The organism is Pseudomonadota bacterium (assembly GCA_016711215.1).
GTDB lineage: Bacteria > Myxococcota_A > Polyangia.
Map to the genome: position 1 here is coordinate 549017 of JADJTL010000003.1, position 14918 is coordinate 563934.

Consider the following 14918-nt stretch of genomic DNA (forward strand, 5'->3'; position numbering starts at 1 on the left):
GCGGCCGCTAGTAGTGGATCGGGATCCGGACCAGCTTGTGCTCGCCGGCGGCCAAGCGCAGCGCCGCATCGCGATAGCGCGGTGGTCCAAAGGCGCGCACCGCATCGCGGCTGACGCCGTAGCCCTCCTGCGGCAGGCCGAACAACCCGGTGTCCATCGCGCGGTCGCCGTCCTCGTCGTGGAGCACCCCCACCGCCAGGGTGCCGACCGGCACCGCGGAGAAACGCACGCGCGCCGTACCCCGAACAATTGTCACCTCGGCCCGGGCGCTGGCGGCGCGCCCATCCGCAGGGAAGCCAGCCTCCCCGCGGTAGAGACCGACCAGGACCTTGCCGCCGTCGTGGCGCAGGCCGGTCACGACCACAATCACGTCGCCCGTCGCCCTGCGCCGCGGCGACCGCTGCGAGGGACTGCCGCCGGCACGGCTGCCGCTGCTCAGCACGGCGAGCAACGCGAGCGAGACCGCCCAGGGTGCGTTCATCGGCGACCTCCAGCCTCGGACAGCCAGAGCTCTGCCGAGGGCGCGACCAGGCCGAGCGGCGCGCGGATCGGACTGCCCCAGCGACGCCAGCCGCTGAGCAGACCGAGAGCGAGCGCGCGCAGCAGCAGCCCGAGCTTGTAACTCCCAGAGACGACCGCGCGGCCGGCGGCGATCTCGAAGCGCCGCGCGGCGATCACGCGCCCGATGCGCGAATAGATCAGCCGCGCCGCTCGCACGGCCAGGCTGCAGCGCAGCGGCAGCTCTGCCAGTCCCTGGTCGCCAGAGAGGTAGAAGCGATCGGCCAACGACAGGAGCTCGCGCACCGAGCTGGCCATCGCCTGGCGCCAGGAGCGCGGGAGCTCCGCCCCAGGCTCCACCGAGCCTGCGGCGCCATGCCGCGACAACAGCTCCCAGGGGAGGTAGCGCCGGCCATTTGACCAGTCCTCAGCGACATCGCGGCAGATGTTCGTGAGCTGCATGGCGAGACCGAGATGGACGGCGTGCCGCAGGGCTCGCTCGCTGCGCACGCCCATCACGTGACACATCATCAGGCCGACGGTTCCGGCGACCCGATAGCAATAGAGCAGCAGCTCGTCGACCGTCTCGTAGGCCGCGCCCGCGGCATCCATCGCCATCCCCGCGAGGAGCTCATCAGCGTAGCGGCGCGGAATGCGCCGTTCGCGAACCACCTGCTGAAAGGCCGACAGAATCGGCTCCTTCGGCGTGCGCGCCGAGTAGACGAGGTCGACCTCGCTCCGCAGCACCAGGACGGCCGCGGCGGCGGCCCCTGGCGGGCAGCGGTCGACGGCGTCATCAGCGCGGCGGCAGAAGGCGTAGATCACCGCCGCGTCGTCGCGGACGCTGCGCCGCAAGAGCTTCGCGGCCAGCCAGAAGCTGCGCGAGCCGCCCGCCATCATCCGGCGCGCCAGAGCCTTGCGCGCATCGATCACGCCGCCTCCTCTCGGCTGATCCCCAGATCGGAAAGGATGACGCTGGCAGTGGCTTTGGCGGAGTTGATCACCCCGGGCAGGCCCGCGCCAGGATGAGTCCCAGCGCCGACCAGGTAGAGGCCTGGGATGCGCGGATCGCGATTATGGGGCCGGAACCAGGCGCTCTGCATCAGCGTCGGCGCGCAGGAAAAGGCCGAGCCATGATAGCTGCGCAGGTCGTCTCGAAAGGAGAGGGGCGTCATCCAGCGCCGCGTCACCACGTGCCGACGCAGGTCCGGCATGACGGACTCGAGCGTGGCGAGGATGCGATCGGCGTAGGCAGGCGCGATCGCCTCCCAATCGAGGGGCGCGTGGCCGAGGTGGGGCACCGGCGACAACACGTAGAAGGCACCGTGACCGGGCGGCGCGAGTGAAGGGTCGGTGACGGTCGGCGCGTGGAGATAGAGGCTGTAGTCCGCCGGCAGCTCGTGGCCGTGGAAGATGTCGCGCAGCAATCCCTTGTACCGTGGTCCGAAGATCACGGAGTGGTGGACGACCTCGTCGGCGTAGCTGCGATCGGTGCCGAAGTAGAGCACGAAGAGCGACATCGACCAGTCGAGCTGCTCCACCGCCCGGCGGGCGCGATCGGCCGCTGGCGCGCCCTGGTAGAGGTCCGCGTAGGTATGGCGCAGGTCGGCGTTGGAGACCACGAGATCGTAGCTCTCTTCGCTGCCCTCTGCTGCCCGTAGCAGATGGCGGGTCCGGCCGCGCACCTCGCTCAGCCGGATGTGCTCCACGGGCGTGGCGAGGCGAAGCTCACCACCGAGCGAGCGGAAGAGCTCGACGAGTGAGCGCACGAGGGCACCAGTTCCCCCGCGCGGAAAGAAGACCCCCCATTTGCGCTCCAGGTAGTGGATCAGCGTGTAGATCGCGCTGGTCTCGAAGGGGTTGCCGCCTACCAAGAGCGCGTGGAAGCTGAGCGCCTGGCGCACGTGCTCGTCGTCAACAAAGCGGCTGACGGCGGCGTAAACCGAGCGGTCGGCGCGGAGGCGCGCGAGCCGCGGGGCGACGCGCACCATGTCCATGAAGCGCAGAAAGGGGGTCGCCGCGAGCTCCTCGTAGCCGGCCTCGAACACGCGCTTCGAGTAGGCTACGAAGCGCTGATACCCGGCTGCCTCGCGCTCGCCGCGCTTGCGCAGCTCCGCGGTCAGATCACCCGTGTAGTCGAGCCTGTCGCCGTCCGGCCAGAGCAGGCGATAAAAGGGGGTGACCGGCAGCAGCTCGACGTGGTCGGCCAGGCGCTGGCCGCCGACCGCAAAGAGCTCCTCGAGGCAATGGGGCGCCGTGATCACCGTGGGACCGGCGTCGAAGGTGAAGCCGTCCTGTTCGTAGACATAGGCGCGTCCACCCGGCCTGTCGCGAGCCTCGTAGACGGTGGTACTGACGCCGGCAGCTTGCAGCCGTATCGCTGCCGCCAGACCACCGAAGCCGCTGCCGATCACCGCCGCCCGGCGCACCGTCCGCTCAGCCATAGCTCTTCCTCATGCGATCGAAGTCGCGCACCAGCGCGCCGAGGGCCCGCGATGGCCCAACCTCCCGCCGCAGGCCCGCCAGGGCAGCGTCGAGGTGCTGGTCTGCCTGCCGCCGGCCGATCAGGGTGACGTGCTGCCGGAGGATCGCGCGCAGCCGTTGCGGATCGCCGCCATCAGCGACCTTCTTCGCCTCGGCCTGGGCGCGGGCGTAGCTGCGCGGGTCGGCCTGCGCCGCGAGCCAGGCCCAGGGCCAGGTCGGTCGCGCGCCGCGCAGATCCTCGAGGCCCTTCTCCGCGCGATCCTCGCTGGTCAAACCGCCAAGGTCATCGAGCATCTGCAAGCCCACACCGGCCTGCCGGCCGAAGGCCGCGAGGGCCTCCACCCGCTCACGCGCGGCGCCGGCGGCGATCGCGCCCATCGAGGCGGCGAGCCCCATTAGCGCGCTGGTCTTGAGCGCCGTCGTGGCCTCGACGATCGGTGGCAACTCGGCGGCGGCCAGCGCGTGTACCTTGCAGCTCAAATCGAGCGCCTGACCCTGATGACAGCGCAAAACCGTCGTCGAGATCTGCTCGAAGAGCGCGAGCTTCGCGCTGGTCGGCAGCGCCATCCGCCCGAGGCGGGCGAGCGGCCAGAAGTAGAGCCAGTTGCCGGCGTTGAGCGCCGTCGGCAGACCGTAGAGCTCGTGCAGCGCGGGCGCGCCGCGCCGGGTCTTCGAGCCGTCCTGGAGATCGTCGACGATCAGCGAGCCCGCGTGGAGCATCTCGACCAGATAGGGCAACTCGCGCGGTTGAGCGCCCGGGCGGCCGCCGCCGAGCGCCCAAGAGGCCTCCACCAGGTTCGCGCGCAGCTCCTTGCCCGGACGATCGATGAAGTCGGCCAGCGGTCCGCCAAGCGCCCGCTCCCAGACGGCAGTGGGTACCCGCAGCGCCGACCAGGGCGCCTCGTCCATCGCGGGCATCGGGTTCAGCACCTCGCGCAGGAGCTGAGCCAGGAAGGGCCGCTGCACCTCGGCAGCCTGTGATTTCATGAGACGCCTCCGATCAAGGCTAGGGCCTTGCGCAACGAAATGCCTTCGGGCGGGCGCCCGAGCAGGATGCGGGCGCGGTCGGCGCGCGTCATCTCGAGGCGATAGAAGCGGTTGATCAGCGCTTCGGGCAGCCCGAAAAAGCGCTCGAAGACGTTGCGCATCGCGTCGTCAGGGAAGCAGCGAAAGAGCAGCGCGTTCAGCCTCCGTGCAAAGCGCGCCTGATCGGCGTAGCTCCGCCGCAACGCCGCCAACGCCCGCTCCGCCTCTCGCGGGAGGGCCTCCGCCAGCGCCAGGGCCACGCGCAAGGCGATCGGCAGCGAATAGCCAGTGGCCGGGTGGAAGAAGCCGCCCGCGTAGCCGATCTGCGCGGCAGCAGCTCGCGGCGGGTCGCTTTGCTCTTGCATCGGCATCGGCAGCACGCCCATCTCCTCGCGCGTCACAGCGTCGACGAGCAGGCCCTGCCGCGCGGCGTAGGCCAGCGCCCGCGCGCGATAGCGCTCGCGATCGAGCTCGGGGCGGACGGAGAAGCAGGTGTCCTCGACAAGGACGCGGTCCGCGGCCAGCGGCAGCAGATAGAAGAAGCGAAGACCGTCCTGCTGCACGCCCGTGGCATCCATCAGCAGCGGAGCTCGGAACGCGTGGGCCCGCGCGAGCCGCAGCTCGAGCCCAAGGAACTTCTGGTAGCCAAACGCGGCCTCGTTGAGCCCCAGTCGCGGACCGCGTCCGTCGAGCACCACCTGCGCGGAGAGCACCCGCCCATCGGCGAGACGAAGGCTTCGCGGCGCGACCTCCATCGCCTCCGCGCCCAGCTGCAGCTCGGCGTGGGGCGCCGCCCGTACCACCGCTTGCACGCGCTCGTTCAGCCGCTCGGCGGTGACGCAGACGTAGGGCGAGCGCAAGACGCGCCGGCGTCTCGGGAAGCGGACCTCATGCTCGGCCCAGCGGTGCACCACCAGGGGCTCGAGCAAGGCGCGGCTGTCGGCCGGAAGGCCGTCTTCGTGTACGCACCAGGTGTGGTTCCCCGCGAGTCGTGGGCCGCGTTCGACGATCGCGAGCCGGGTTTGGGGGCGGCGGGCGAGGAGCGCCAGGGCCACGAGGCCGGCGGAGAGGCCGCCACCGACGATCGCCACGTCGTAGGGCTGGGAGGCCCCAGAACGGTTGGAGGCGGCGGCGGGTTGAGCGCTTGATTTGTCCATAACGACCAACACAATGGACGACATGGTCGACTGTGTCAAGTACAAGGTTGACCTCAACGACCAATTCGACTATTTCATCCGGATGGAGGATTTCATCCGGATGGAAGAGAAGACCGGGCTGGAGCTCCTCACCACCCAGGAAGCGGCGCGGCTGCTGGGGGTCGGCACTACGAGCGTCAAACGTTGGGCGGAGGCTGGAGTGCTGGCCTGCGTCAAGACGCCCGGCGGGCACCGCCGTTACCCGCGGGCAGCCGTCGAGGCCTTGCTCGCCGACGAGGCCAGGTGGTCGACTCAGCGCCCGGCCTCGGGCGCGCCTCCAGGCGTCGAGGTCGCCGAGGGTTGGACCGCCGCCTGGGTGGCGCTGCTGATCAGCGGCGGCGAGCCCGAGGACGTCACCCGGGCCTTGCTCGCCGAGCGCGATGCCGCGGGCAGTTGGTGGCGCGTGGGCGACCGGCTCGCTGCCGTGTTGAAGGCGATCGGTCAGCGTTGGGCGCACGGCCAACTGACGGTGCTGCAGGAGCACCTCGCCTCCGAGCGCCTGGCCCGCGGGCTCACGCGCGCGCTGCCGAGCATCGTGATCCCTGCGGGCGCCAGGCGCGCCCTGCTGCTGGTGGCGCCCGGTGACGATCACACCCTGGGCCTGAGGCTGGCCGAGCTCGCCCTGCGCGAGGCCGGCTGGGATACTGAGTGGGCCGGACGGCGCACACCGATCGAGGAGCTCGCGCGCTTCGCCCGCGAGCGGCGAATCAGCCTGGTGGCCGTTTCCGCCTCGGAGGCCTCCTTCGATCAGCTGGCGTTGCGGGCGCTCGCGACTCAGCTCGGGGTGATCTGCAGAGCCACCGGCGCCCTGCTCCTGCTCGGCGGCGAGGGCGCGTGGCCAGACCCTCCTCCCTACGGACACCGGCTACGCTCGCTCGCCTCGCTACCCGACGCGCGCTAGAGTGGGCGGCGATGAACGACTCCGCCCTGGCCACGCAGCTTCGCGTCATCGCCGAGCGATCCGGGCTCGCGGCGCCGCTGATCGAAGAGGTCTACCAGCTCATCGCCGCCGATCAGGCCTTCGCTCCCGAGGTGATCCTGCGCGAGATGGCGTGGTTCTACAGCGAGCTTGGCCTCGACCCGAGCTACTTCCGCGCGACGCGCCCGCAGGAGGTCGCCAAGCACATCCAGGCGCTCTTCGCCGGCAAGATCCTGGCCCGCACCAGCGGCGAGAATGTCGGGCTGCGCCTGGTCAGCGAGCACGCCGACAGCGCGCTCTACGCCTGCCGCGACGAGCACACGCTGGCCGTCGAGATCGAGCGTCGAATCGAGCAGCGCTATCCCGACTTCCGGCTCGAATGCTACCGCACCACCGGCACGACCGGGCCTGACTCGCTCGCGCACCTGCGACTCTATTTGCTCTCGCGGCCCGCTGAGCGCCACGCCGAGGGCGGCGGCGCGCTGCCGTCGCAGGGCGTGGGCGCGCCCTGCTTGCGCGTCGGCGTCGACGAGCGGGCGCTCGCGCGCTGCCAGCGCCTCGTCGCGCGCGCGGGCACCGAGCTCGGTCCGAGCATCGAGATCCTCGACCAGCCCGAGTTCCGCAGCAAAGCGATCCTCGTCGCCTATCGCCGCGGCGGCACCCACAGCTACTTCTCGGCGATCTCCGATGTGCTCAACTCCTACGGTCTGCACTCGCAGCGCAAGTACATCGAGCAGTTCCCGACCGGCATCGTGGTCTACTGCGTCGTGCTCTCAGGCGAGGTTCCCGAGCCCGTGCTCGAGAGCATGCGCGAGGACATCAGCCTGGTCTACGCGCTGCCGCGCACCTCCCTGACGCCGCTCTTTCAGCAAGGGCGGCTCTCGGCCCCCGAGGTCGTCTACGCCTACGCCTGCTGGAAGTTCGCCCATCAGTTCTTGACGCGGTACCGCGAGCAGTACGTCTCCCTCGCGACGGCGCTCGGCGGCGATCCGATCCGGCTGGGGTTGCTCGCCGAGCTCAAGCACCGGCTGACCAAGGATACCTTCACCGAGGATCGCATCCTCGAGACGCTCGAGCGCCAGCCCGGGCTGATCAAGGCGCTCTACGCCGACTTCGCCGAGCACCATCAGCGGTCGCCCGAAACACCGGTCAAGCGCTACGATCGCGAGCACGGACCGGCGCTGCAGGCGCGGCTGCATAACGCCGCCGCCGATCCGATCGAGGAGCAGATCCTCACCGCCTGCCTGACCTTCAACCGTCACATCCTGACGACCAACTTCTACAAGGCCCGCAAGGTCGCGCTGGCGTTTCGCCTCGATCCCGCCTTTCTCGACAGCCGCGACTACCCCGATCGACCCCACGGCATCTTCTTCTTCGTCGGCAGCGAGTTTCGCGGCTTCCATGTCCGCTTCCGCGAGGTCGCGCGTGGAGGGGTGCGGATCGTTCGCTCGCCGACACCGCAGGCCTTCGGCACCAACGTCGACCACCTCTTCAACGAGGTCTACCAACTCGCGCGCACCCAGCAGAAGAAGAACAAGGACATCCCCGAAGGGGGCGCCAAGGGCGGCATCCTGATGGCGCTCGACCATCAGGGCCGGGCGGAGACGGCGTTCAAGAAGTACGTCGACAGCATGCTCGACCTGCTGCTTCCCGACCCGGAGGTCATCGATCACCACGGCACGCCCGAGCTGATCTTCCTCGGGCCCGACGAGGGGACGGCGGAGCTGATGAACTGGGCCAGCGAGCACGCGCGCGCGCGCGGCTATGCCTACTGGCGCGCCTTCACCACCGGCAAGAGCCCGCAGCTCGGTGGCATCCCGCACGATGTCCACGGCATGACGACGCGCTCGGTGCACCAATACGTGCTCGCGACGCTCGAGAAGCTCGGCCTCGACGAGCGGACGGTCACCAAGCTGCAGACCGGCGGCCCCGACGGCGACCTCGGCTCCAACGAGATCAAGTGCGCCAACGACCGCACGATCGCGGTCGTCGACGGCAGTGGTGTGCTCTACGACCCCGATGGCCTCGATCGCAGCGAGCTGCGCCGGCTCGCCGCGCTGCGCGAGCCGATTCGCAGCTTCGAGCGCGCGAGGCTCGGCCCGCGCGGCTTTCTCGTCGGCGTCGAGGAGCGCGATTTGACCCTGCCGGACGGGACTCAGGTCGAGAGCGGCTTCGCCTTTCGCGATACCTTTCACCTCAACCCCCTGGCGCAGGCCGACCTCTTCGTGCCCTGCGGCGGACGACCTGACTCCGTCCACATCAACAACGTGGGGCAGCTGATCGACGCGCGCGGCGTGCCGCGTTTTCGGATCATCGTCGAGGGCGCCAATCTCTTCTTCACCCAGGCGGCGCGGATCGCGCTGGAGGAGGCGGGGGTTATCCTCTTCAAGGATGCCTCGGCGAATAAGGGCGGGGTCACCTCCTCGTCGCTCGAGGTGCTGGCGGGGCTGGCGCTGAGCGATGCCGAGTTCGCCGCGCACATGCTGGTCACGGGCGCCGAGCCCCCGGCGTTCTACCGTGACTATGTCGTCGAGGCGCAGGAACGGATCGCGGACAATGCCCAGCGCGAGTTCGCCTGCATCTGGAGCGAACACGCGCGCGCCGCGCTGCCGCGCAGCGTGCTGACGGATCTCCTCAGCGACAAGATCAGCGAGCTCAAGCGCGAGATCGAAGGCTCGACGCTGTGGGATAACGAGCTGCTGCGCGCGCGGGTGCTCGCCGAGGCCTGCCCAAGCACCCTGCAGCGCCTGATCGGAGCCAAGACGATCCTGGCGCGGGTTCCCAACGCCTATCTCAAGGCGGTCTTCGGCGCGCACCTCGCCAGCCGCTACGTCTACGCCGTTGGGCTCCGCGGCAGCGAGCTGCGCTTCGTCGAGTTCCTGCGCCCCTACCTCGAGGCTGCGACCACGGGCGCGAGCCAGCTCAAGTAGTACTCGGCGTCGCGCCGCTCCTCGAGCTCGCCGCGCTCGATCGCCGCCTCGAGCTGGCGCTTCAGGTCGCCGATCGCCCGCCCCGGCGCCAGGGCGAAGTGGCGCATGATCTCGTCACCCAGCCCCGAGGGCAGCGGGGGCTGAATCGCGTCGAGCTCGCGCAGCGACGCGATCCGTCGCTGCAGCTCGTCGAGCCGCCGCTGCGCCAGGTCGCGCTTATGCTGGCGCGCCGAAGTGATGTCGGCGCGCGAGAGCAAGAGCAGCTCCTCGAGCAGGTCGCCCATCTGACGGTCGAAGCGCCGGACCGCTGCGTCGGTCCAGGAGCCATCGTATTGGTTGGCCCGCAGGTGGTGCAGGATCAAGCCGCGCACCCGCTCGCGCAGCGGTCGGGGAAAGGCGAAGCGGCGCGCGATGCGGTCGAACATGCGTGCACCGACCTCGGCGTGCCCGTGAAAGGTGACCTTGCCATCGGCGAGGAAGGCCCGCGTCGGCACCTTGCCCACGTCGTGGAGCAACGCCGCCCAGCGCAAGGCCGGCAGGGGCACGGCCTGCGCCACGACCTGTTTTGTATGCTCCCAGACGTCCTTGTGCCGACGCCCGGCCTCCTGCGTGAAGGACACCGTCGCCTCGAGCTCGGGCAGGAGGACCGCCAGCAGTCCAGCCTGATGCAGCCACTGCAGCGCCTCGGGGACGTGCGTCCCCAGCAGCAGGGCCTCGAGCTCGCCGCGCAGCAGCTCCGGGGGCAGCTCGGCCACCCGCCGCGCCATCCCCGCGAGCTGCCGCGTCAGGTCCGCCGGCGGAGCGCCCTGCCCCGCCGCAACATTGCGCGCCAGCTGCAGGGCCGCGGCGAGCTGAGCGACCGGCAGCGGGGTCTCCTCGCTGCGAGCGTCGGCGGAGGCCACCCGGACGGCGGGCGAATCAGAAACCTGCTGCGTCATCGTCGACCCCAACCAAGGCGTGGTCTAACCCGCTGGCGACTGAGTGGAACGAGGGTCATCGGAGGGCGCCGGTCTTCGTTGGCCTGACGCGGCGCTGGGGTTCTTCTCGGCGCGAGCGGTTATTAGGCGAATGGCCTGCCTTGTCAAGGCAGCGGCGGCGCAGGCGGGCGCCTTCCTGCGCCGCGCGAGCGCGTCGTGGCGCTCAGAGGTCCGCATGCTCCGCGGCACCCAGCGGACGGCCGAAAAAGCGCTCGGCCACCGAGACGAAGCGGCTCACATCGCTGAACATGAAGCGGTCGGCCGCGCGCCGTTCGGGCGCCAACAAGCCGCGCGCCGAGAGGTCTGCGACGACGGCAGCCGCGGCCGCCTCGGCCGAATCGACGAGCGTCACGCCGGCCCCGAGCGTGATCGCCGCCTGCTGGCTGATGACCTCGCGCAAGAGCGGGTAGTGTGTGCATCCCAAGACCAGCGTCTCGATCGACCCGGCCTGCGCCTGCAGCTCGCCCAGGTAGTGCGCCACGACCTGCCGCGTCACGGGATGGTCGATCCACCCCTCCTCGGCCAGCGGCACCAGCAGGGGGCACGCCTGACCGAAGACGGCGAGCTCGGGGCGAAGCTCCTGCATCGCGCGTTGGTAGGCCGCCGACGCGACCACGCCGAGCGTGCCCAGGACGCCGACCTGACCCGCGCCGGTAAGCGCCGCGGCCACCGCCGCGCCGGGCTCGACCACGCCGAGCACGGGGATGGGCATACGTTCGCGCAGTGCGGGCAGGGCGTGCGCCGAGGCTGTGTTACAGGCGACGACGAGGTACTTGATCCCCTGGCGCAGGAGCACCTCGGCGATCTGCAGCGCGTAGCGCACGACGGTGGCCGCGGACTTCGTCCCGTAGGGCAGGCGGGCCGTATCCCCGAGGTAGACGATCTGCTCCGCGGGCAGCTCGCGGCTGAGCGCGCGCACCACGGTCAAGCCGCCGAGACCGGAGTCGAAGACCCCGATCGGCGAAGCGCGGTCGATCATGCTGGCTGGGAGAGTCATCGTCGGCCCCTCGTCGGCCCCTCGTCGGCCCCTCGTCGGCCCCTCGGCTCGTCGGCTGCCCGCGGCTGCAGGAAGACCCTGAGCGGGGGCACGCCCAATGAGCGGCTCTATTGGCTGAGCCGCGTCGGGGTGTTAGCATAGGCGGCTGTATCGTTCATCCGTCGTGATCCCCTTGCGGTAGCGCGCTCCAGAAGCTGACCATGTCCTCCCGTTCGCCGCTCCAGGGCTTCAATCACAACGTCCGCCATGGCGCCCGCGTCTACCACGTGCAGACGGAGGACTCCGGGCTGGACCATCCGCACGTCTTCACGCACCTCTACTATCGCGGCGTGATCATCGCCTCGGCGCGCGCCGACTACAGCGAGCTGGCGCAGCAGCCAGGCCACGAGCCTGCTGTTCGCAAGATGATGCAGGAGCAGCACAAGTCGCTGATGCGGCAGCTCCGGCACGGCGCCTTCGACGAGAAGATCGCGGCGGTGCTCGGCGTCGAGGATGCGGCGCCGGCGGAAGCCGACGCGAGCGCTGGGACGGCGGAGACGGATCGCGTCGCCGAGCAGGAGCTCGCCGAGCACGCGGCCGCCGAGGCCGCGGCCGAGCTGGTGCTGGACGCACTCCCGCCGAACGAGGCGGGGGCGGCGCCCGCGGACGCGCTGATCGCCTCGCTCAGCGACGCCGACGCGGCCAGCGCTGCCGACACGCAACGCATCGCCGCCCCAGTGGCGCAGCCGCCGGCGCGCGCGGCGACCGGCCGCGGGGCCAGCGCGGCCTCGACGCCGATCGCCGCGCCTCTGCAGCCGCCATCAGCGCCCACGCGATCGGGACGCGGCCTCGAGGACGCCCTCGAGTGGGCACGCGGCAACAGCAGCGCCGCCGAGCTCCACGCCGAGCCGACGTTGGTCCAGCGGATCGAGCGCCACGCCCCCGGCGACGCCGCCGGCGGAGTTCGCGCCGCGCCCCCAGCAGGGGCGCAGACCCAACCCCGCCTCGGCCCCGACGCTGAGGTCACCCGCCGGCCCGCCGCAGCGAGCGAACGCCGGCCGCCAACCGGCGCGACGCCCGCAGTCCGACCCGCGAGCGCGACGCACCAGACGGCCAGAGCCGAGGCTGGCGACACGCGCCAGCAACGCGCGTCGGGGACCTACTCGATTCCAACCTGGGCCCGCGGTCAAACGGGAGCGCCCGCGCCGGCGAGACCGAGTGGCGCCGACGCCGCGAGCGTCGGCACCAACGCCGCGCGCTCCGCCTCGACGCCGCAGCGCTACACGGCGCCCTCAGCCAAGTCTTCCGGTCGCGGGCGCCGCGCGACAGGCTCCTACTCCCCGGTCGATGCCGCGGCGCCGGGAAGCTCGAGCGGCGTTCCCGCTATCGCCCAGGGCCCCGTGGCCGCCCAGCCCATCGGCAGCGGTGGGGGCGTCTACCGCATCGCCACGCTCGGCGGGGCGCGTCCCTCGGGCGCTATCGCGCGGCGGGGCGGCGGCCAGAGCCAGGCGGCCGTGGTCGCGCGACCGGCGGTGGTGATCGATCGCGCAGCATCGGGGGCGCGATCACCGAGCGCCATCGCGGCCACCGCGACCGCCACCGCGCGCCCGGGCCAGACACGCTCGACCGCGGTACCACCGCCATCGGCCGTCGGGATGGTGCCGACCAAGCGACCGACCGCATCGGCCTCGGCGACGCCGAGCGCGATGGGCCATCCGCGTCCCTTCGGCGCCGATTTGATCTCGGAGCGCAGTCTCGACGAGGTGATTCTGCAGTACCTCTCGGAGGAGAACGACGGGAGCAAGTGAGCGCCTGCGGGGCCCCTGCTCAGGCGGCCAGCGCCGCCGGGTCAGCGCCCCGCGGCCAGCGTCGTGCTCACGCCGGCGACGCGCCGCGGCGCGCGCCAGCTCGGCGGCTCCAGCGTGACCTGACAGAGCGCGGGGCCCCCGGCGAAACCCTTGCTCGGCCGCTGCGAAACCGCGACGCCGCTGCCGACGAGGCGCACGCCAACGCCAGCGGCGCGCGCGCGGTCGAGGACCTCGGCCATCCCGAGGCCGCGGAAATCTGGCAGCTCGAGCCCGCCAGCGCCGATCGCGCCCTCGTCGGCGGCCTGCGGCAGCGCGGGCGGCTCGATCGCCGCCGCTGAGGCCGACGGCGCGGCGGTCGGCCGGCCGACCGCCCGACCGGCCAGCGCCTCGCCCACCGGGAGATCGGGGGCCACCCCGAGGTGGCGCAGCGCCTGACCCGCGATTCGCCTGAAGACCGGACCGGCGACCTCACCGCCATAGTGCGATGCCCCGGACGGTTCGTTGATGACGACGATGATCGCCAGCCGCGGGCGCGTGGCAGGCACCAAGCCCATGAACGACGAGAGCCACTTGGTCGTCGAGTAGGTTCCAGTGACGGGATCCACCTTCTGCGCCGTGCCGGTCTTTCCGGCGACGCTGTAGCCGTCGACCGCTGCAGCCTCCGCAGTGCCGCCGTCCTCGGTCACGCCTCGCATCATCGCCAACATGCGCCGCGCGAGCGCCGGGTCGACCACCTGCTGGCCTCGCACCGCGGGCACGGCGGTCGCGGCCGCGCCCTCGCGCATCGTCTGCAGCACGAGCCGCGGTTCGAGCAGCTTGCCTCCGTTGCCGATCGCCGCGAGGGCCCGCACGAGCTGCACCACGGTCGCCGTCATGCCCTGACCGAAGGCGATGTTGGCCAGCGCCACGTCGGACCAGCGCGCCGGGTCATAGAGCACACCCGTGCGCTCACCCGGCAGGGGCAGCCCCGTGCGTTGAGCGAAGCCGAAGCGGCGCAGGCCCTCGCTGAGGCGCTGCTTGCCCATCCGAAAGGCGAGCTTCGATACGCCGATGTTCGAGGACTTCTTGACGACGTCGGCGACGGAGAGGAGCCCGTGCGGTTTGTGATCGTGAATCGTTCGGCGGCCGATGCGCCAGCGGCCGTTTTCGCAGTCGATCAACTCGCGCTCGTGGGTCACGCCCGTCACCAGCGCGCTGAGCACCGTGAAGAGCTTGAGCGTCGAGCCCGGCTCGAAGGCGTCGGCGAGCGCTCGGATGCGCCAGTCTCTGGCCCGCGCCTGCGCCACGCGATTGGGATCGAAGGCCGGCGTGCCGGCCAGCGCGAGGATGTCGCCGTTGAGGGGATCCATCACCACGGCGGCCGTCCAGCCGCTGCCGGGGGCGACCTGGGTCTGCGCGTCGGCCAGGGCCTGCTCTGCCTCATGCTGGATCAGCTTGTCGATCGTCAGGACGACCTGATCCCCCTGCCGATCGCCCTCGCCGAGCGCTTGATCGAGGACGCTGCGGCCGAGCGCGTCGCGCAGCGCCCGCACCCGCAAGGGGCTCCCGCGCAACGAGCGGTCGAGGCTCCGCTCGACCCCCTCGAGCCCGCGTCCGTCCACCCCCGAGAAGCCCAGGAGCGCGCCGGCCAGCGCGCCGTTGGGGTAGAAGCGACGGCTCTCGCGCTGCAGAAACACCCCTGGGATCCTCAACGCTCGGACGCGCTCGGCTAGCTGCGGCGTCACGCGTCGCTTGAGCCAGACGAAGAAGCGGCGCGAGCGGAGGCGCGCCAGCAGGTCAGCGCGTCCAAGCTCCAGCAGCGGCGCGAGCCGCGTGGCGACCTCTCGAGCCGCGGCGCCGACCTGGCGCGGATTGGCGCAGACGGAATCGACCTCGACGCTGACAGCCAGGGGCGCGCCGTGGCGGTCGAAGATCGGACCACGCCGCGCAGGCAGCTCGATGTGCTTCAGGTACTGCTGGAGGGCCAGCTCCTTGAGCCTTGCACCATCGCGCACCTGGAGCTGGAAGGACCGCCGCAGGACCAGACCAAAGCCGATCAACAGCGCCAAGACGAAGAGGCCGACCCGCCAGCGCAACCAGCGCTGCGCCCTCGCCCCGGCAGGCT

11 protein-coding genes are annotated in these 14918 nt (G+C 71.2%); 3 read left to right on the plus strand and 8 right to left on the minus strand.

Annotation, left to right across the window (positions count from 1 at the left end; all coding sequences use genetic code 11):
- Nucleotides 1-7: 7 nt before the first annotated feature.
- Genes IPL40_11175 through crtY form a run of 5 tightly spaced genes read right to left on the minus strand, consistent with a single transcriptional unit; the run spans nt 8 to nt 5165 of the window.
- Nucleotides 8-481, minus strand: coding sequence for a DUF2141 domain-containing protein (locus IPL40_11175; GenBank protein MBK8481724.1), 474 nt, complete (start codon nt 479-481; stop codon nt 8-10).
- Complete coding sequence (locus IPL40_11180) at nt 478-1431, minus strand: phytoene/squalene synthase family protein (protein ID MBK8481725.1); 954 nt, start codon at nt 1429-1431, stop codon at nt 478-480. The genes IPL40_11175 and IPL40_11180 overlap by 4 nt, the downstream gene beginning before the upstream one ends.
- A complete protein-coding gene (locus tag IPL40_11185) occupies nt 1428-2942 on the minus strand; it encodes a phytoene desaturase (protein ID MBK8481726.1) in 1515 nt (504 codons plus the stop codon). Before IPL40_11185 ends, IPL40_11180 begins: the two co-directional genes overlap by 4 nt.
- Nucleotides 2935-3969, minus strand: a complete 1035-nt coding sequence (locus IPL40_11190; protein ID MBK8481727.1) for a polyprenyl synthetase family protein — start codon at nt 3967-3969, stop codon at nt 2935-2937. Before IPL40_11190 ends, IPL40_11185 begins: the two co-directional genes overlap by 8 nt.
- Complete coding sequence (gene crtY / locus IPL40_11195; protein ID MBK8481728.1) at nt 3966-5165, minus strand: lycopene beta-cyclase CrtY; 1200 nt, start codon at nt 5163-5165, stop codon at nt 3966-3968. The genes IPL40_11190 and crtY overlap by 4 nt, the downstream gene beginning before the upstream one ends.
- A 13-nt stretch (nt 5166-5178) precedes the next feature.
- On the opposite strand from crtY, the gene IPL40_11200 reads away from it, so the two are divergent.
- Nucleotides 5179-6105, plus strand: a complete 927-nt coding sequence (locus tag IPL40_11200) for a helix-turn-helix domain-containing protein (GenBank protein MBK8481729.1) — start codon at nt 5179-5181, stop codon at nt 6103-6105.
- Nucleotides 6106-6116: 11 nt separating this feature from the next.
- Nucleotides 6117-9053 (plus strand): NAD-glutamate dehydrogenase, encoded by a 2937-nt coding sequence (locus IPL40_11205; GenBank protein ID MBK8481730.1) that lies wholly within the window; start codon nt 6117-6119, stop codon nt 9051-9053.
- On the opposite strand, the gene IPL40_11210 is transcribed toward IPL40_11205, so the two are convergent.
- Nucleotides 9011-9991, minus strand: coding sequence for an HD domain-containing protein (locus tag IPL40_11210; GenBank protein ID MBK8481731.1), 981 nt, complete (start codon nt 9989-9991; stop codon nt 9011-9013). The two genes, IPL40_11205 and IPL40_11210, sit on opposite strands and share 43 nt — an antisense overlap.
- 202 nt (nt 9992-10193) lie before the next feature.
- Complete coding sequence (locus tag IPL40_11215; GenBank protein ID MBK8481732.1) at nt 10194-11009, minus strand: glutamate racemase; 816 nt, start codon at nt 11007-11009, stop codon at nt 10194-10196.
- 218 nt (nt 11010-11227) lie between these two features.
- Here IPL40_11215 and IPL40_11220 point away from each other — a divergent pair, with 218 nt between their 5' ends.
- Nucleotides 11228-12814, plus strand: a complete 1587-nt coding sequence (locus tag IPL40_11220; GenBank protein ID MBK8481733.1) for a hypothetical protein — start codon at nt 11228-11230, stop codon at nt 12812-12814.
- Between the two features lie 41 nt (nt 12815-12855).
- On the opposite strand, the gene IPL40_11225 is transcribed toward IPL40_11220, so the two are convergent.
- Nucleotides 12856-14889: a penicillin-binding protein gene (locus IPL40_11225; GenBank protein ID MBK8481734.1), complete on the minus strand. Its 2034-nt coding sequence runs from the start codon at nt 14887-14889 to the stop codon at nt 12856-12858.
- Between the last annotated feature and the right edge of the window lie 29 nt (nt 14890-14918).

Excerpts from the sequence above, each read along its gene's own strand:
- IPL40_11220 (MBK8481733.1), top strand. The coding sequence starts at position 11,228 with ATGTCCTCCCGTTCGCCGCTCCAGGGCTTCAATCACAACGTCCGCCAT.
- IPL40_11215 (MBK8481732.1), bottom strand. The coding sequence starts at position 11,009 with ATGATCGACCGCGCTTCGCCGATCGGGGTCTTCGACTCCGGTCTCGGC.
- IPL40_11200 (MBK8481729.1), top strand. The coding sequence starts at position 5,179 with ATGGACGACATGGTCGACTGTGTCAAGTACAAGGTTGACCTCAACGAC.
- IPL40_11205 (MBK8481730.1), top strand. The coding sequence starts at position 6,117 with ATGAACGACTCCGCCCTGGCCACGCAGCTTCGCGTCATCGCCGAGCGA.
- crtY (MBK8481728.1), bottom strand. The coding sequence starts at position 5,165 with ATGGACAAATCAAGCGCTCAACCCGCCGCCGCCTCCAACCGTTCTGGG.
- IPL40_11185 (MBK8481726.1), bottom strand. The coding sequence starts at position 2,942 with ATGGCTGAGCGGACGGTGCGCCGGGCGGCGGTGATCGGCAGCGGCTTC.
- IPL40_11190 (MBK8481727.1), bottom strand. The coding sequence starts at position 3,969 with ATGAAATCACAGGCTGCCGAGGTGCAGCGGCCCTTCCTGGCTCAGCTC.
- IPL40_11175 (MBK8481724.1), bottom strand. The coding sequence starts at position 481 with ATGAACGCACCCTGGGCGGTCTCGCTCGCGTTGCTCGCCGTGCTGAGC.
- IPL40_11210 (MBK8481731.1), bottom strand. The coding sequence starts at position 9,991 with ATGACGCAGCAGGTTTCTGATTCGCCCGCCGTCCGGGTGGCCTCCGCC.